The 18,234-nt window shown below is 64.8% G+C and carries 13 protein-coding genes; 5 read left to right on the top strand and 8 right to left on the bottom strand.

What is annotated here, in order from left to right; genetic code table 11:
• Positions 1-106: 106 nt before the first annotated feature.
• From HGK27_RS01635 to HGK27_RS01620, 4 genes are all read right to left on the bottom strand, one after another.
• Entirely contained in the window at positions 107-865 is a 759-nt protein-coding gene (locus HGK27_RS01635; protein WP_206238209.1) for a 3'(2'),5'-bisphosphate nucleotidase CysQ, read from the bottom strand.
• Complete coding sequence (gene cysN / locus HGK27_RS01630) at positions 865-2,823, bottom strand: sulfate adenylyltransferase subunit CysN (RefSeq protein WP_206238207.1); 1,959 nt, start codon at positions 2,821-2,823, stop codon at positions 865-867. The genes HGK27_RS01635 and cysN overlap by 1 nt, the downstream gene beginning before the upstream one ends.
• 1 nt (position 2,824) lies before the next feature.
• Positions 2,825-3,730, bottom strand: a complete 906-nt coding sequence (cysD, locus tag HGK27_RS01625) for a sulfate adenylyltransferase subunit CysD (protein ID WP_206238205.1) — start codon at positions 3,728-3,730, stop codon at positions 2,825-2,827.
• Positions 3,731-3,866: 136 nt separating this feature from the next.
• Entirely contained in the window at positions 3,867-4,739 is an 873-nt protein-coding gene (locus HGK27_RS01620) for a sulfite exporter TauE/SafE family protein (protein ID WP_206238203.1), read from the bottom strand.
• A gap of 376 nt (positions 4,740-5,115) precedes the next feature.
• Here HGK27_RS01620 and HGK27_RS01615 point away from each other — a divergent pair, with 376 nt between their 5' ends.
• Complete coding sequence (locus HGK27_RS01615; RefSeq protein WP_206238201.1) at positions 5,116-8,460, top strand: glycosyltransferase; 3,345 nt, start codon at positions 5,116-5,118, stop codon at positions 8,458-8,460.
• Positions 8,461-8,716: 256 nt separating this feature from the next.
• Here the strand turns inward: HGK27_RS01615 and pstB are convergent, their stop codons facing one another.
• The 4 genes from pstB to pstS are packed head-to-tail and all read right to left on the bottom strand — an operon-like array spanning position 8,717 to position 12,292.
• Positions 8,717-9,490, bottom strand: a complete 774-nt coding sequence (gene pstB / locus HGK27_RS01610; RefSeq protein ID WP_206242680.1) for a phosphate ABC transporter ATP-binding protein PstB — start codon at positions 9,488-9,490, stop codon at positions 8,717-8,719.
• A 20-nt stretch (positions 9,491-9,510) separates the two neighbouring features.
• Positions 9,511-10,365 (bottom strand): phosphate ABC transporter permease PstA, encoded by an 855-nt coding sequence (gene pstA / locus HGK27_RS01605; protein ID WP_206238199.1) that lies wholly within the window; start codon positions 10,363-10,365, stop codon positions 9,511-9,513.
• Positions 10,365-11,279, bottom strand: a complete 915-nt coding sequence (gene pstC / locus HGK27_RS01600; RefSeq protein WP_206238197.1) for a phosphate ABC transporter permease subunit PstC — start codon at positions 11,277-11,279, stop codon at positions 10,365-10,367. The genes pstA and pstC overlap by 1 nt, the downstream gene beginning before the upstream one ends.
• Positions 11,276-12,292, bottom strand: coding sequence for a phosphate ABC transporter substrate-binding protein PstS (gene pstS, locus HGK27_RS01595; protein WP_241126774.1), 1,017 nt, complete (start codon positions 12,290-12,292; stop codon positions 11,276-11,278). The genes pstC and pstS overlap by 4 nt, the downstream gene beginning before the upstream one ends.
• 376 nt (positions 12,293-12,668) lie before the next feature.
• On the opposite strand from pstS, the gene HGK27_RS01590 reads away from it, so the two are divergent.
• The 4 genes from HGK27_RS01590 to HGK27_RS01575 all read left to right on the top strand — a co-directional run bounded on the left by HGK27_RS01590 (position 12,669) and on the right by HGK27_RS01575 (position 18,216).
• Complete coding sequence (locus tag HGK27_RS01590) at positions 12,669-12,986, top strand: hypothetical protein (protein WP_206238195.1); 318 nt, start codon at positions 12,669-12,671, stop codon at positions 12,984-12,986.
• A complete protein-coding gene (locus tag HGK27_RS01585) occupies positions 12,965-15,385 on the top strand; it encodes a TonB-dependent receptor (protein ID WP_206238193.1) in 2,421 nt (806 codons plus the stop codon). Before HGK27_RS01590 ends, HGK27_RS01585 begins: the two co-directional genes overlap by 22 nt.
• A gap of 449 nt (positions 15,386-15,834) precedes the next feature.
• Positions 15,835-16,617 (top strand): 3-hydroxybutyrate dehydrogenase, encoded by a 783-nt coding sequence (locus tag HGK27_RS01580; protein ID WP_206238191.1) that lies wholly within the window; start codon positions 15,835-15,837, stop codon positions 16,615-16,617.
• Positions 16,618-16,824: 207 nt separating this feature from the next.
• Positions 16,825-18,216 (top strand): efflux RND transporter periplasmic adaptor subunit, encoded by a 1,392-nt coding sequence (locus HGK27_RS01575; RefSeq protein ID WP_241126773.1) that lies wholly within the window; start codon positions 16,825-16,827, stop codon positions 18,214-18,216.
• Positions 18,217-18,234: the final 18 nt, after the last annotated feature.

The following is an 18,234-nucleotide window of genomic DNA, read 5'->3' as shown; positions in this document are numbered from 1 at the left end:
TGCGCAGGTGGAGAGGCCGAGTGCCACGCTTCGGAACCGCCGCCCTTTCGTCGGGAGACATTATGGGAGCGCGAGGGGGTAACCCCCTCGCATCTTCCCTTCCAACTTAAACCTGAACCAGCCCCCGAACCTCATTCAAAACCCGCTCCGCATGCTCCTTGCGGCAGATCAGCAGGTCGGGCAGCCAAGGGTTGGGCATATTGTACACCAGCGGCGCGCCATCAATGCGCGACACATGCAACCCATGCGCCAGAGCCACGGCGGCGGGGGCGCAATTGTCCCACTCGTACTGGCCACCGGAATGGAGGTAGATGTCAGCCTCGCCGTGCACCACGGCCATGGCCTTCGCGCCCGCCGAGCCCATGGGCACCAGCTCCGCGCCCAAAGCCTCGGCCACGGCGACAGCCTCGCGCGCAGGGCGCGAGCGGCTCACCAGCATGCGCAGCCTGTCCGGCGCGGGGGGCACGGGCTGGGGCTTGTCCGAGCGGAACACCAGCCCCGGCCCCGGCAGCGCCACCGCGCCCAGCGCAGGCTTGCCGCCGATCGACAGGCCGATATGCACGGCCCAGTCGGCGCGTTCCTGACCATATTCGCTGGTGCCGTCGACGGGATCGATGATCCAGACGCGCTCTTTGGAGAGGCGCTCGGGCGTGTCCTTGCTTTCCTCCGAGAGGATGCCGTCATCCGGGCGCTGCTGCGCCAGCGCCGCCATCAGGAAGGCGTTGGCGGCGGCGTCGCCCGCCTTGCCCAGCGCCTTGCCATGGACGAGGCGGCAATCGCGCGTGGCGATCAGGATGCGCCCTGCAGCGGCAGCAAGCTGCGCGGCCAGTTCGGCATCATCGGGGATCAGGCTTGCGTTTTCCATCAGATAACCGGCATCCAGACGCCCAAGAGGCGATCGACAATGAGTTCGGCAGCCTCTTCGCTAGATAGGCGCGTTGTGTCGATATGCAACTCGGGCTTTTCCGGAGCTTCATAGGGGCTGTCGATCCCGGTGAAGTTGTCCAGCTGACCGGCGCGGGCCTTTTTGTAGAGGCCCTTCACATCGCGCGCCTCGGCCACTTCCAGCGGGGTATCCACGAAGACTTCGAGGAACTCGCCATCGGGGATCAGGCCGCGCGCCAGCTCGCGCTCGGCGCGGAAGGGGCTGATGAAGGCGGTGATGACGATCAGCCCGGCATCGGTCATCAGCCGCGCCACTTCGGCCACGCGGCGGATGTTTTCGATGCGGTCGGCCTCGGTGAAGCCCAGATCCTTGTTGAGGCCGTGGCGCACATTGTCGCCGTCGAGCAGGAAGGTGTGCTTGCCAAGGGCGTGCAGCTTCTTCTCGACCAGATTGGCGATGGTGCTCTTGCCCGAGCCCGACAGGCCAGTGAACCACAGCACGGCGGGCTTCTGGTTCTTGAGGCCGGAGTGCGCCTCGCGGCTGATGTCCAGCGCCTGCCAATGCACGTTCTGAGCGCGGCGCAGGGCGTGGGTGAGCATGCCCGCGCCGACGGTGGCGTTGGTGATCTTGTCGATCAGGATAAAGCCGCCCAGCGTGTGGCTATCGGTGTAGGGCTCAAAGGTGATCGGACGGTCGGTGGCGACCTGCGCCACGCCGATGGCGTTCAGCCCCAGCGTCTTGGCGGCGCAATGCTCCATCGTGTTGACGTTGATGGTGTATTCCGGCGCATGGACCGTGGCCGAGACCATCTGCGTGCCGAGTTTCAGCCAATAGGCACGGCCCGGGATCAGCGCATCATCGGCCATCCACACCAGCGAGGCTTCGAACTGGTCGGCCACCTCGGGCGGGTTGGCGGCGGCGGCGATCACATCGCCGCGCGAGCAGTCGATTTCGTCCGCGAAGGTCAGAGTGACGGACTGGCCCGCGACGGCCTCGTCCAGATCGCCGTCCAGCGTGACGATGCGGGCGACCTTGCTGGTCTTGCCACTGGGCACGACGCGGATTTCATCGCCCGGCTTCACGCTGCCGCTGGCGATCAGGCCTGCAAAGCCACGGAAGTCCAGATTGGGGCGGTTGACCCACTGCACCGGCATGCGGAAGGCCTTGGCGGCCTCACGCGTCGAATCCACCTCGACGGTTTCGAGATGATCGACCAGCGTGCGCCCGAAATAGGCCGGGGCCTTGTACCACGGCGTGTTATCCGACAGGCTGGTGATGTTATCGCCCATATAGCCGCTGATCGGCAGAGCGGTGAACTGCTTCACCCCGATGCTCTCGGCAAAGGCGCGGTAGTCCGCCACGATCTCATCGAAGCGGGCCTGATCGTAGCCGACCAGATCCATCTTGTTGACCGCCAGCACCAGATTCTTGATGCCGATCAGATGCGCCAGAAAGGTGTGGCGGCGGGTCTGCGTCAGCACGCCCTTGCGCGCGTCGATCAGGATCACGGCCAGATCGGCGGTAGAGGCGCCGGTGACCATATTGCGCGTGTATTGCTCATGGCCGGGGGTGTCGGCCACGATGAACTTGCGCTTTTCGGTGGCGAAGAAGCGATAGGCGACATCGATGGTGATGCCCTGCTCGCGCTCTGCGGCCAGACCATCGACCAGCAGGGCAAAATCAATCCCCTGCCCCTGCGTGCCGACCTTCTTGCTATCGGCCTCAAGCGCGGCAAGCTGATCCTCGAAGATCATCTTCGAATCGTAGAGCAACCGCCCGATCAGCGTGGACTTGCCGTCATCCACCGACCCGCAGGTGATGAAGCGCAGCATCGTCTTGTGCTGATGGACGCTGAGATAGGCGTCGATGTCCTCGGCGATCAGCGCGTCGGTGACGTAAACGGGTTCCACAGCGGGGTTGTCGATCTGGGTGGCCATCTCAGAAATATCCCTGCTGCTTCTTCACTTCCATGCCCGCGCCGCCGGCATCCTTGTCGATGGCGCGGCCCTGCCGCTCGCTGGTGGTGGTGAGCAGCGTTTCCTGAATCACCTCCGGCAGCGTGCTGGCGGTGCTTTCCACCGCACCGGTCAGCGGATAGCAGCCCAGCGTGCGGAAGCGGATCGAGCGCATCACCGGCTCTTCACCCGGCTTCAGCGGGAAGCGGTCATCATCCACCATCAGCAGCATGCCGTCACGCTCCACGGTGGGGCGCGGCGCGGCGAAATAGAGCGGCACGATGGGAATATCGTTGAGGTGGATATACTGCCACACATCCAGCTCGGTCCAGTTGCTGATCGGGAAGACGCGGATCGACTCCCCCTTGGCCTTGCGGGCATTGTAAAGGTTCCACAGTTCCGGCCGCTGGTTCTTTGGGTCCCAGCCATGGCTGGCGGTGCGGAAGGAGAAGATGCGCTCCTTGGCGCGGCTCTTTTCCTCATCACGGCGCGCGCCACCAAAGGCCGCATCGAAGCCATAGAGGTCCAGCGCCTGCTTCAGCCCTTCCGTCTTCCACATATCGGTGTGCAGCGAGCCATGGTCGAAGGGGTTGATCCCGCGCTCCTTGGCCTCCGGATTCTGATAGACCAGCAGCTCCATGCCGCTGATCTCGGCCATCTGCTGGCGCAGCTCATACATGGCGCGGAACTTCCACGTCGTGTCGACATGCAGCAGCGGAAACGGCGGCGGCGCGGGGTAAAACGCCTTCCGCGCCAGATGCAGCATCACCGCCGAATCCTTGCCCACCGAATAGAGCATCACGGGCTTTGTCGCCTCGGCCACCACCTCGCGGATGATGTGGATGCTCTCGGCTTCCAGCCGTTCAAGGTGGGTCAGGGTTCTGGTCATGGGCTCGTTTCTGACTGTGTGGACACGCGAAGACTCAGAGGGTCTTGGAATGGGGCTGATCTGGGAGTTCACCCACCCAAAGGCAAACAAGCGATTCTTGGGGCCAGCATAGATTGAGCGCTGCTTATAAGCGCGCTTACTTCGCCACCGGCTCAGCCGGAGCGCTGACCTCTGCCGCAGGTTTGCCCTTCTTGTGCGGCGTCAGCACCTTGGTCGCCAGCTGCCAGGCCGAAATGGCCAGCACCAGCGCCAGGATCGGGCGCAATACCTTGTCCGGCGCCCGGCTGGAGACCAGACTGCCCACGATCACGCCCGGGATCGAGCCCACCAGCAGATTGACCAGCAGCAGCCCGTTCACATCGCCAATGATCCAGTGCCCCACGCCGGACACCAGCGTCAGCGGCACGGCATGGGCAATATCGGTGCCGACAATGCGCGCCACCGGCTGCCCGGGATAGAGCAGGATCAGGATCGTCACGCCGATGGCGCCCGCGCCGACCGAGGAAAAGGTCACCGCCGCGCCCAGCACCGCGCCCAGCAGGATGGTGAAGAGCGCCGTGCTGCGGCCCGGCTCACCGGTGCTCCCGCGCGAGGTCGCGTAATCGATCAGCTTCTGCTGGAACAGCACGGTGATCGAGGTGAAGACCAGCATCACCGCCACCACCAGCAGCATCACATTCTGCGCCGAGGCCGGCGGATGCGACATCTGGCTTAGCACCATCAGCGAGAGCACCGAGGCCGGAATGCTCCCCGCCGCCAGCAGGGCGACGATCTTCCAGCTGACCGTGGCGCGGAAACCATGCACGGTGGAGCCCACCGTCTTGGTGCCCGCCGCGAAAAGCAGATCGGTGCCCACCGCCGTCTGGGGGTTCACGCCGAACATCAGCACCAGCAGCGGGGTCATCAGCGAACCGCCGCCCACGCCCGTCAGCCCGACCAGCAGGCCCACCATCAGCCCGGCCACGGCATGCATCTCATCCAGTTGACCCAGCACTGTGCCGATGCTCATTCGCGCGCATTCCCTAACTCAAGACCTGCGCTTGTTCAGGTGCGCCCGGAGCAAAACTCGCTGGACCACGCCATGGATTCGGCGACAGACTGCCTATCCTGCCACGCCAAAACCGGCACCGCCAGAGCGGGCCAGAACGACTTTCAGCGCGGGTCGGTTCAGGGCGGGGTAAGGATCACCACCTCCATTGGCAAGATAGACTACCCGGCACCCCTGCATAGATTTTCTGTATGCGGGTCATGCCCTGTCGTCATCAGGCACCCGGATCGGCGCCATACAGCAAATTCGTTTCACACCAGCGACACGGATGCTAGAGCGGCCTTCGTGAGGCACCCGCGGGGGATGTCTCAAAGCTTTTCAGGATGGGTGGGCACAGGTGGCAAGGCCGGTATTTTTCGATCCCTCGGGGCGCCGGCGGCGCTGGACGCGGCGCGGCGTGTTTGCCGCGCTGCTCCTGCTGGTGCTGGCTGCGGTGGGTTTTGCCTCCACGGTGGTGTCGATTCCCGCGCCCTCGCCGCTGCCGCTGGGCTTTGAGCGGCGCACGCCTTTGCGCTTCCGCGCGCAGGTCGCCCAGCTCTCGCATGGCATCACCAACCTGTTTGCCGGGGCGCCCAAGCCGCGCCCGGGCAAGGTGACGCAAAAGCCCGTCTCGGTCGGCTTCTACACCACCTGGTCCGACAGTTCGGCCCCCAGCCTGATCCGCCATATCAGCCAGCTCGACTGGGTGGCGCCGACCACCCTTGCCATCGACAAGACCGGCAACGTGGTGGAGCATGAGGATCAGGCCTTCCGCCGCATCATGCTGGGCAGCCTGCGCCGCCCGCTGGTGGTGGATGTGCTGCAGAATGTGGTGGGTGACGATTTCTCGGGCGCGGCCACGCAAGCGCTGTTCCACTCGCCCGCCAAGCGCAAGGCGATGATCGCCGCCCTGACCGCTTTCCTCGACCGCACGGGCGACGCGGGCATCATGTTCGATTTCGAATCGGTCGATGCGCGTGACATGCCCGCCTATCGCGAGCTGATCGGCGAAACCAATGCCGCACTCGACAAGAAGGGCAAGATCGTCTCGGTCACCCTGCCCATGGAGGGCGAGGGCTGGAGCCCGTCGCAATTCGCCGCCGTCTCCGACAAGATCGTGCTGATGGCCTATGACGAGCATTGGCAGTCCGGCAAATCCGGCCCCATCGCGTCGAACGACTGGTTCACCCAGAAGATGACCAAGGCGCTGCAGGGCATGCCCGCCGACAAGGTGATCGTGGCGCTGGGCTCCTATGGCTATGACTGGCCCAAGGACAAGCCCGCCGACAGCCTCTCGGTGGAAGAGGCCTGGCTGGCAGCCCATGATTCCAACGCCACGCCGATGTTCGATCGCGCCAGCGGCAACACCGGCTTCTCCTATCAGGAGGGCGATCTGCGCCATGACGTGTGGATGCTCGACGCCGCCGCCAGCTGGAACCAGATGCGCATCCTTTCGCATCTGGGCATCGGCAGCGTGGCGCTGTGGCGTCTGGGCACCGAGGACCCCGGCTTCTGGCAGGCGCTGGGCACCTGGCGTGCGGGAAACGGCACGCCTAACCTCAGCCAGATCACGCAAAGCAGCAATGCCGACGTGGAAGGCCAGGGCGAGATCCTGCGCATCACCGCCACCCCCACCAATGGCGAGCGGCAGGTCAGCTATGACCCCAGAACCAGCCTTGCCAACAATGTCAGCTACAGCAAGCTGCCCACGCCCTATGTGGTGCAGCGCACCGGCGGCGCCAATCCCAAGCTGCTGGCCCTGACCTTCGACGATGGGCCCGACAAAAAGTGGACCCCGCAGATCCTCTCGATTCTCGAACAATATAAGGTGCCTGGCACCTTTTTTGTCATTGGCGAGAATGGCGTGGCCAACCGCGAGATCCTGCAGCGCGCCGTGGCCGACGGGATGGAACTGGGCAACCACAGCTACACCCACCCCAACATGGCCAATTCCACCAGCACCAGCATCAATCTGGAGCTGAACGCCACCCGCCGCCTGATCGAAGCCTACACCGGCCGTTCGATCCGCCTGTTCCGCGCCCCCTATTTCGGTGACGCCGAGCCGACCACGGCGGACGAACTGGTGCCCGCCAAGATCGCTCAGGACCATGGCTATACGGTGGTGGGCCTCCATATCGACACCGAGGACTGGACCACGCCGGGCGTGCAGAAGATCCTAGACGAGACCTTCCGTCAGGTCGCCGCCGCCACGCCGGACAAGACCGCCAATGTCATCCTGCTTCACGATGGCGGCGGCGATCGATCGCAGACCATCATGGCCCTGCCCGCGATCATCACCGGCCTGCGCCAGCGCGGCTACACCTTCGTGCCCGTCTCCACGCTGGCCGGGCTGACGCATGAGCAGGTCATGCCCCCGCTGGCCGGTTACGACCTTGCCGCCGTGCGCGCCGACGTTTTCGCTTTCACCGCGCTGGATGTCATCCTGCAGGTGCTGAACTGGACCTTCTTCTTCGCCATCGCGCTGGGCGTGATCCGCTCGGTCAGCCTTGTCATTCTGGCCCTGCTGCCGGGCCGCCGCCCCGCGCCCGAACCCGAAGGCACATTCCGCCCCAAGGTCACCGTCATCATCCCCTGCTTCAACGAGGAGAAGGTGATCGAAAGCTCGGTGCAGCGCATCCTGCAATCGACCTATCCCTATCTCGACGTGATCGTGGCCGATGACGGTTCGAAGGACCGCACCAGCGCCATCGTCTCCGAAAAGTTCGGCGACAATCCCCGCGTCAAGCTGATGACGCTGGAAAACGGCGGCAAGGCCGCTGCCCTCAACCGCGCGCTGAAGGATGCCACCGGCGAGATCATCGTGGCCCTCGACGCTGACACGCAGTTCGAGAAGGAAACCGTGCTGCGTCTGGTGCGCTGGTTCATCGATCCGCGCATCGGCGCCGTGGCGGGCAACGCCAAGGTGGGCAACCGCGTGAATCTGGTGACCCGCTGGCAGGCCGTGGAATACACCACCGCCCAGAACATCGAGCGCCGCGCCCTCACCCAGTTCGACGCCATCATGGTGGTCCCCGGCGCAGTGGGAGCATGGCGCCGCAAGGCGCTGGAGGAAGTGGGCGGCTATCCGGAAGACACGCTGGCCGAGGATCAGGATCTGACCATCGCCATCCAGCGCAAGAAGTGGAAAATCGCCTACGACGAGCAGGCGGTGGCATGGACCGAAGCCCCCGAAAGCTTCGCGGCCCTCGCCAAGCAGCGCTTCCGCTGGTCCTTCGGCACGCTGCAGTGCCTGTGGAAGCACCGCAAGATCCTGCGCAAGGGCAAGCCGGGCGGTCTGGCCTTCATCGGCGTGCCTCAGGCCTGGCTGTTCCAGATCGTCTTCGCCTGCATCTCACCCTTCATCGACCTTGCGCTGGTGATCTCCATCATCGGCACAATCCTGCGCGCGCTGCAGCACGGCTGGGCCCAGACCCAGACGGACGTGATCCGCATGGGCATCTACTGGGCGTCCTTCACGCTGATCGATCTGGCCTGCGGTCTGGCAGCCTATCGCATGGACGTGCGCGACAAGAAGTTCCGCCCCTTCCTGCTGCTGTCTCAGCGTTTCGTCTATCGCCAGCTGATGTATTCGGTGGTGATCCGAGCGGTGTCGGCAGCTTTGCGCGGTGTGGGCACCGGGTGGGGCAAGCTGGAGCGGACCGGGCGGGTGAGTGCGCCTGAGTTGGTGAAAGAGGACGCTTGAAGAAAGTGAAGTGCGAGGGTGTTACACCCTCGCGCTCCCGTTACTGTCTGCGTTGCGCTACGGGTTCGGCCAAAGAGCCAAGGTCGCTGCGCCGCAGGCTTTCAAACGAGAGAAAGGCGCCGGGGCTTCCTGCCTGCGGCGCCTTTTTCGTGCCCGTGGGAAGGTTACGCACCCATGGGATGCCACCAACCCTTATGTCGGGAGACGTTCTGGGAGCGCGAGGGGGTAACCCCCTCGCATCTTCCCTTCCCGCTTCTTACCCATACCTTCCCGTCACATAATCCCGCAAAGCCTGCGTTTCCGGCTTCACGAAGACGTCGGTGGAATGGCCGAACTCCACCATCCGCCCGCCCAGCATAAAGCCGGTGTAGTCCGATATCCGCGCCGCCTGCTGCAGATTGTGGGTGACGATCACGATGGTGAAACTGTGCTTCAGCTCCGCCAGAGCGGTTTCCAGCTTGGCGGTCGACAGCGGGTCCAGCGCCGAGGCGGGTTCGTCCAGCAGCAGCACCTCGGGCTCCACGGCGATGCCGCGGGCGACGCACAAGCGCTGCTGCTGGCCGCCTGACAGGGCAAGGCCGGAAGAATGCAGCTTGTCCTTCACCTCATCCCACAGGGCGGCGCGGATCAGGGCGTGTTCGACGATCTCATCCATCTCGCGGCGGGAGACGCGGCGCTGGAGTTGCACCCCGAAGGCAATGTTGTCGTGGATCGACATGGGGAACGGCGTGGGGCGCTGGAAAACCATGCCGATGCGGGCGCGCAGGGCAGCCAGATCGGTGGTGGGGTCGAGGATGTTTTCGCCCTCGAAGAGGATGCGGCCCTGTGCGCGCTGGGCGTGGTAGAGCATGTAGATGCGGTTGAGCGAACGCAGCAGCGTGGATTTGCCGCAACCGGAAGGCCCGATCAGCGCGGTGATCCGGCCGCGCGCCACAGGCAGGTCCACGCCGTGCAGCGCCTGCTGCTGGCCATAGAAGAAATCGAGGCCGGTGACGTCGATCACCCGCTCGGCGGCGGGCGGGGCGTTCATCACGCGGGGTTGGTCAGCGGTCACGTATCGAAACTCCCGCGCGTCAGCACGCGCCCGATGATGTTGGCGGCCAGCACGGCAACGGCGATCAGCAGCGCTCCGGCCCAAGCCAGCGCCTGCCAGTCGTCATAGGCCGAGAGGGCATATTGAAACATCAGCGTGGGCAGCGAGGCCATGGATTGGTCGATCCGCAGGGACAGAAAGGGATTGCCCGGCGAGGTGAAGAGCAGCGGCGCGGTCTCCCCGCTGATCCGCGCGAGGCCGAGCAGGGCGCCGGTCAAGAGGCCCGAGCGTGAGGCGCGCCAGATGATGCTGCAGATCACATGGGCCTTGCCCGCGCCCAGCGCCATCCCGGCCTCGCGCAGGGCGTGGGGCTGCAGGCGGAGCATATCCTCGGTGGTGCGGGTGACGACGGGCGTCGCCAGAAAACCCAGCGCCAGCGCCCCTGCCCCGGCGGAAAAGCCGTGGAGGGGGCGTACCACCGCTTCATAGACGAAAAGCCCCATGAGGATGGAGGGCGCGGAGAGCAACACATCGTTGAGAAAGCGCACAAAGCTGGCCAGCCTTTTGCCGTCGCCATATTCGGCCAGCCAGGTGCCCGCCAGCACACCGGTCACCACGGCCAGCACCATGCCCAGCCCGCACATCAGTGCCGATCCCACGATGGCGTTGCGCAGCCCGCCGGGCTCGCCGGGGCCGGGCTGGTCGAGCAGGAAGACATGCGCAGATATGCCCCCCAGCCCCTTCAGCACCAGCTCGCCCAGAATCAGCACCAGCGCCAGCAGGGCGATGCCCGTCGCCAGCAAGGCCAGTGCCACAAAGATGCCATTGGCCAGCCGACGGCGGCGCAGGAGGGCAAGATCACGCCGGAGCATCAGTGAATCTCCCGCCCGATCAGCAGCCGCGCGCCACTCAGCGCGGTGAAGGTGATCACGAACAGCACCAGCCCCAGCGCCATCAAGGCCGAGGCATGCAGATCGCCGGTGGCCTCGGCGAACTCATTCGCGATGGTCGAGGCGATGGTGGAGCCGGAATCGAACAGGCTTTTGGGAAAGCCATGGGCATTGCCGATGATGAAGGTCACGGCCATGGTCTCGCCCAGCGCCCGGCCCAGCCCCAGCATCACCGCCCCCACCGCGCTGCGCTTGATGAAGGGCAGCAGGATAAAGCGCAGCACCTCCAGCGATGTGGCGCCCATGCCATAGGCGGCCTCACGCATATGCGTCGGCACGGAGCGCAGCAATTCGCTGAAAATGCTGGCCATATAGGGCAGAACCATCACGGCGAGGATCAGGCTGGCGGTGCAGATGTTGGCGCCATTGGGAATGCTGGCGAACAGCCGGTCCAGCAGCGATCCGGGCTGAGCGGCCACAAGGATCGGCATCTGCACATGGGCGGCAAACCACGGCGCCAGCACAAACAGCCCCCACATGCCGTAAACGATCGAGGGAATGGCCGCGAGCAACTCCACCGCAATGCCGATGGCGCGCCCGACCGGCGGCGGGCACAATTCGGTGAGGAACACCGCCACCCCCAGCGCCAGCGGCAGGGCCGGCAACATGGCCAGCACTGCCGTGGCCAGCGTGCCGAAGATCGGGCCTGCCGCGCCATAGATGTCATGCGCCGGGTCCCACACATCGCTGGTCAGGAAGCTCAGCCCGGCCTTGTGCAGCGCGGGCCAGCCGCCCCATGCCAACGAGGCCAGCAGCCCCGCCATCGCCGCCAGCAGCACCATGGCGGCGGCAAGGCAGGCCGCCTCGAACAATCTGTCGCGCGTGGCGGTTCTCATCGTGCCAGTCCGGAGGCTTTCCAGCCCTGCCTCACCTGCGCCTTGATCGCGCCCGAGAGCGGCACATAATCCAGCCGCTGCGCGGTGGCATCGCCCTGCGCCAGCGCCCAGTCGAGGAAGCGCATCACCGCCCCCTGCCCTGCCCGGCGCGGGCCGCTGTTGCGCATCAGGATAAAGCTGGCGCCGCTGATCGGCCAGCTGCCCGTGCCGGAGCGGTCCAGCATCAGCAACTGCTCACCCGCGCCGCTGCTCCATGGCACGCCATCGGCGGCCAGCGCGAAGGCCCGGGGCGTGGGCGCCACAAAGGCACCCGCGCGGTTCTGCACCAGCGCCTGAGCGATGCTGACCTTATGCGCGAATGTATATTCCAGATAGCCGATCGATCCCAAAGTGCGCTGCACGAAGACCGCCACCCCATCATTGCCCTTGGCGCCGATCCCGGCAGGCCAGTTGACAGCGTCGCTCGCCCCCGGCCCGCGCTGCCAGTTCGGGCTGACGCGCGCCAGCCAGCTGGTGAAGAGATAGGTCGTGCCCGAACCATCGGCGCGGTAAACCACGGTGATCGGCAGAGGCGGCAACCTGAGGCCCGGGTTCAGCCGCGCCAGGGCCGGATCGTTCCAGCGCCTGATATGGCCAAGGAAGATCTCGCCCAGCACCGGACCGGTCAGGCGCAACTGCCCGCTGCCCACGCCCGGCAGGTTGAAGACCGGCACGATGCCGCCGATCACCACCGGGAATTGCACCAGCCCATCGGCATCGAGCTGGGCGCGCGTCAGGGGCCGGTCGCTGGCGCCGAAATCCACCGTGCCCGCGCGGATCTGGCGCAGCCCTCCGCCCGAGCCGATGGGCTGGAAATTGACCTCATCGCCGCTGCGCGCATGCCACGCCCGGGCCCATGCGGTGTAGAGCGGCGCGGGAAAACTGGCACCCGCCCCCATCACACTGTCGGCCCGCGCCGCCGGAACGGCCAGAGCCATGGCACAGGCCGCGCCCAGAAGTTTATGACGCCACATGCCGCAAGCTACCGAAGTCCATCACCATGTCCGGGACGCGCAGCCCCTTGGATATGACATCCCTGTGACAAAGGGCGTGGCGTTGTGCAAGCCATGCACCGGGCACAAACCCGCGACAGAGCGATGCATTGGGACTTTTTCAAGCCAATCACCCGCTAGCTCAGACCCGTCATCGACATGAAAACGTCATGAAATTCATCAAAGCGTCACGCCATGAAGGCTGCCGCCAAGGACTGTGGCAGGAAGGCCACAAACCCCCTTTCAGCCGCCATCTCCTTCATCTTTAACGATCTTTTTATGTAGACTGAACAGAGGCTTAACTCCAGCGAGCAAATCTCTCCGCAAAGCCCCGAGGTTTTCGCGCAAAATCAATCTGATGGCGCTTGCCGCCACCGCCATGAGCCGCCTCGGCAGCACCGCTTCAGCACTCGCCGCGCAGCATGGATCACAATGGGAACAAATTGTCGCAAGCCCTTGGCTTAAAATAACAATTCATTGTTTTTATACGATTTTTATTGTCATTGATCCGTCATCATCCAGCCAAAAACAAGCAACAAATCCGTCTCCGAACCGTCATCCGCGCTTCCTACCCGCCGCCTCACAGGGGGGACGGCGGTCGAATCAACATGACCGCCGACCCGACGCCACGACTGACGACGGGGATTTTCGACCATGCAAAAATTTTTCAAGCTGACCTGCTCGCTGGCCGCACTGGCCACCATGCAGAGCGTTGCCCCGGCTTTCGCCGCTGACGCGCCCGCCGCCGATGAGGTGCTGGCCGAAGGCAAGGGCATCGAGGACATCGTGGTCACCGCCACCAAGCGCGAGACCAACCTCCAGAAGACTCCGATCTCGATCTCGGTGATCGGCACCGAAACGATCAAGGATCGCCACATCCAGAGCCTCTACGATCTGGCCGACGGCGCGATTCCCTCGCTGCGCGTCGCCACCTTCGAGGCCCGCCAGACCGCACTCACCATCGGCATCCGCGGCATCGTGCCGCTCGACGCCAACCAGCCCGCCCGCGAGCAGGGCGTGGGCGTCTACATCGACGGCGTCTATCTGGGCCGTTCGCACGGCCTGAACGCCGGCCTGTTCGACATCGAGCGCGTCGAAGTTCTCAAGGGCCCGCAGGGCACGCTGTTCGGCCGCAACACCGAAGGCGGCGCGCTCTCGCTGGTGTCGAAGGCCCCCACCGGCAAGTTCGGCGGTCGCATTTCGGGCGGCGTGGGCAATTACGGCGCCTACACCGGCGAAGTCCACCTCGACCTGCCCGAGTATCACAACTTCTCGGTCAAGCTGGACGGCGTGGTGCAGTATCAGGGTGCCACCACCAAGAACCCGCTGGCTGGCCAGACCGGCTGGAACTATTACGACCGCCGCGGTGGCCGCATCGCCGTGCGCTGGAAGCCCTTCGAAGGGCTGACCGACGATTTCGCCTATGACAATGGCTATGACGCCAACTCGCCCTTCTACAGCCAGCTGCTGAACTACAACCCCAACGGCTGCCGCGCCGGCACCGCCGTGGCGGCCTGCACCCTGCCCGGCACCAACTTCACCGGCGGCCTGTCCGGCACGGTCAAGGCGCTGCCCAGCATGGTGGTGATCAACGGCAAGACCCGTATGGCGGTGGCCGACATCGGCGTCCCCCAGCAGCCCAGCGTCGACAAGACCCACGGCTTCACCAACACGCTGAAGTACAAGCTGGCCGACGAGATCGAGCTGCGCTCGATCACCGCATGGCGCGGCGTCACCTCCACCCAGTGGGACAACTCGGGCGGCGCCCACCGCGTGCCGGTCTATGCCGCCAATGGCGCCTTCAGCCGCTATTCGCTGGCCAATCTGTGGCAGCACCAGTTCAGCCAGGAATTCCAGGCTGTCGGCTCGGTGAAGAACGTCGATTACGTCGCGGGTCTGTACTATTTCGTCGAGAACGTGGGTGACAATGCCGCCACCCCCAACTCGAACACCTGGACCACCGACGCCAACGGCAACGTCACCGGCTACACCATCAATTCGGCGGTGTTCACCAACCCCTTCGCCTCGATCGACCGCGCCTCGACCGTGAACTCCAAGAGCTATGCCGCTTTCGGCCAGGCCACCTGGAACGCCACCGACGCGCTGCACATCACCGTGGGCGGCCGCTACACCCATGACAAGAAGTGGGGTGTGCTCAACACCTTCCGCAACGCCAACCCCGCGCTGACCGCCACCGCCACCGGCTACACCCCGCTCAACAAGAGCTGGGACCGCTTCAACCCGATGGCCACCATCGCCTATGACGTGGACCAGAACGTCCATGTCTATGCCAAATACTCCTCGGGCTATCGCGCGGGCGGTGCCTCCTCGCGTTCGCAGCGCTATCTGGCCTTCAACCCGGAAAGCGTGAACAGCTATGAAGTCGGCCTGAAGTCCGATCTGCTGAACCACCATGTGCGCTTCAACCTTGCCGGTTACATCATGGACCGCAAGGGCTCGCAGGTGGACTTCAACAGCATCTATTCGGACCCCGTCAGCGGCTCGAACGTCAACACGCTGGAAACCGTCAACGCGCCGGGCATCACCAAGATCCGCGGCATCGAGGCTGACCTGACCGTCAAGCCTGTCGACGGCCTGACGCTGAACGCCAGCTACGCCTACACCTACACCAAGATCCCGCCGGTCACGAACCCCTTCACCGGCGTGGTGCAGGACGTGTACATCGTCTTCACGCCCCGCAACGCGGCCTCGGCCTCGGCGGATTACGAAATGCCCGCCGGCAACGCCACGCTGCGCTTCCACATCGACGGCAACTACTCGCAATCGACCCAGACCTTCGACCAGTTCGCCACCCGCAACGATGCCTCGCTGCTCGTCAACGGTCGCATCGCCCTGGCCGATATCCCGCTGGGCACCGGCCAGAAGCTGACCGTCGCGGGCTGGGCGCGCAACCTGTTCAACGAACAGCACGTCTATCGCCGCGATCCCTCGAACAGCCTGCCCGCCGTGACCGCCGCTGCGGGCAACACCGGCAACATCAACAACGTGCTGGGCGATTACGGCAACTTCAACGCTCCGCGCACCTACGGCATTGAAGCCAGCGTGAAGTTCTGATCTGCCTGAAGTTCTGATCTGAACGTCAGAGTTTCGTCGGGCGGGCCGCTCTTCTTCAGAAGGGCGGCCCGTTTTGTTTTTAAGAAGGTAAAGGAAGATGCGAGGGGGTTACCCCCTCGCGCTCCCATTCCGTCTTCCGACGCATGGGCAGTGGCACCCGGTCGGTGTGCCCCAACTCTCCACCTGTTCGACGCATGGCGCCGCAGGCCTTCAACCCCGGAACGACAGCACTGCGCCGGCAAACCTGCCTGCGGCGCGGCGACCTTGCCCTGTGGCCGAACCCGATGCGCAATGTAGACAGTAATGGGAGCGCGAGGGTGTAACACCCTCGCATTATCCTTTCCTCTTCCAAACCTAAAATTCCCCTCAAATCACCCTTCTTCCCAAGCCCGAAAAGCCAGCCTAGGATCACAGCCTCCCCCCACCTCCCAACCTGCGGAGAACATTCGATGAGTATCCATGGCAAGATCTGCATCGTTACCGGCGCGGCCAGCGGCATCGGCCTCGCCATTGCCAAGTTGTATGTGACCAATGGCGCGAAGGTCGCCATCGCCGACCTGAACATCGAGGCTGCCAGCAAGGCCGCCGCCGAGCTGACCGCCCAGGGCCCCGGCGAGGCGATCGGCATCGCCATGGACGTGACCAATGAGCAGGCCGTCAATGATGGCGTCGCCAAGGTGGTCGAGACCTGGGGCACGGTGGACGTGCTGGTGTCGAACGCGGGCATCCAGATCGTGAACCCCATCGAGAACTATGCCTTCAGCGACTGGAAGAAGATGCTGGCCATCCATCTGGACGGCGCCTTCCTGACCACGCAGGCCGTGCTGCCGCATATGTACAAGCAGAAGTCGGGCGCGATCATCTTCATGGGCTCGGTCCATTCGAAGGTCGCCAGCCCTCTCAAGTCGGCTTACGTCACCGCCAAGCATGGCCTGCTGGGTCTGGCCCGCACCATCGCCAAGGAAGGCGGCTCCAAGGGCGTGCGCGCCAATGTGATCTGCCCCGGCTTCGTGCGCACCCCGCTGGTGGACAAGCAGATCCCCGAGCAGGCCAAGGAGCTGGGCATCAGCGAGGACGAGGTCGTCAAGAAGGTGATGCTGGGCGAGACGGTGGATGGCGAATTCACCACCGTTGAGGACGTCGCCGAGACGGCTCTGTTCTTCGCGGGCTTCCCGACCAACGCGCTGACCGGCCAGTCGCTGGTGGTCAGTCATGGCTGGTTCACTGAATAAACAACTGAAAAGACAAAGCGCTTTTCGGCGGGTGGGGTGAATGCCCCACCCGCTGATTACGCAATGATACAAAAAGCGGCAATTTGTGCCTTGAGCCTGTTACAAGGCCACGCCAAAGCGCACTGCTGCCCGATCCGGCCATTCCAGCTCGCTCCCCACGGCCCGGCTTTTATGGATTGGCAGTCAACGAGTTTCAGGAGAAGACCTTTGACCATCGAGCACGACGAGTATGCACCGCGCCGCCGCCCCCGTTGGCTGGCCTATCTGCTGGTGGCTGCTGGCGTGGGAGCGGTGGCATGGGCGGGCAGCTATTTCGCGGGGGCCGGCGCCAAGAAGAATGCGCGTTCGGGCCGCCCCGCTGCCGCTGTCGCCACCGCCACGGTCGAAGCTTCCGACATGCCGGTGCTGGTCAAGGCCATCGGCACGGTGACCCCGCTGGACAGCTCGGTGATCCATGCCCAGCTTTCGGGCAACATCTTCGCCATCCTCTTCACCGAGGGGCAGATCGTGCAGCAGGGGCAGGTGATCGCTCAGGTCGACCCGCGTCCCTACCGTCTGGCGCTGGCCTCGGCCAAGGCCACGCTGGCCAAGGATCAGGCGACCTTGGGCGCCGCTCTGCTCGATCTGAAGCGCTATGAAACGCTGGCCTCGCAGGATTCGGTCGCGCGCCAGACGCTGGACACGCAGCGCGCCACGGTCGGTCAGGCGCAGGCCACGGTCGCTGCCGACAAGGCCGCCATCGGCACTGCCGAGCTGAATTTGCAATACACCTCGGTCAAGGCGCCTTTCACGGGCCGCATCGGCCTGAAGGCGGTCAGCGTGGGCACCTATGTCACCGCGGCGGACACCAATGGCATCGCCACCATCACCCGCACCGATCCGATCGACGTGCAGTTCACCGTGGCACAGGCCCAGCTGGCGGACATCAACAAGGCCGTCAGCAACAGCCATGGCCTGCCGGTGACGGCGCTGGATCAGGATGGCGTGACCGAGCTGGCCAAGGGCAGCTTCTCCACCTTCGACAATCAGATCGACACCACCAGCGGCACGGTGAAGGCCAAGGCGCGCTTCGCCAACCCCGGCCCCAACGGCGGCAAGCTGTTCCCCAATCAGTTCGTTAATGTGGCGATGCTGGTCACCACCTTGAAGCAGGTGCCCACCGTGCCGATCAGCGCGCTGCGCCATGGCGCGCCGGGCGATTTCGTCTTCGTGGTGGTGCCGGACGACAGCAAGCCCGACGCCAGCAAGGCGGAAGAAACCAAAGCCGCTGACGGCAAGGCCGGTGAACAGCGCGGGCCCCAGAGCAAGGTCAAGCTGGTCGTCGTGAAGACCGGGCCTTCGGACGGCACGCGCGTCGCGATCCTGCAGGGCCTGAACAAGGGCCAGCAGGTGGTGAGCGAAGGCGCTGACGGTCTGGACGATGGTTCCAAGGTCCGCATCGGCGGCGGTGGCCATGGCGGTCACGGCGGTCAAGGTGGCGGCCAGGGCGGTGCTCAGGGCGGCGATGCCTCGGGCGGCGACCAGAGCGGTGGCCAGAGCGGTGGCCACAAGGGCCATCACCGCAACGGCCAGAACGGCGGCAATCAGGGCGGGGCGTGAGGCGCATCGCCTCACCCT

Source organism: Novosphingobium terrae, from assembly GCF_017163935.1.
Lineage (GTDB): Bacteria > Pseudomonadota > Alphaproteobacteria > Sphingomonadales > Sphingomonadaceae > Novosphingobium > Novosphingobium terrae.
This window is presented reverse-complemented; position numbering and strand designations above follow the sequence as displayed.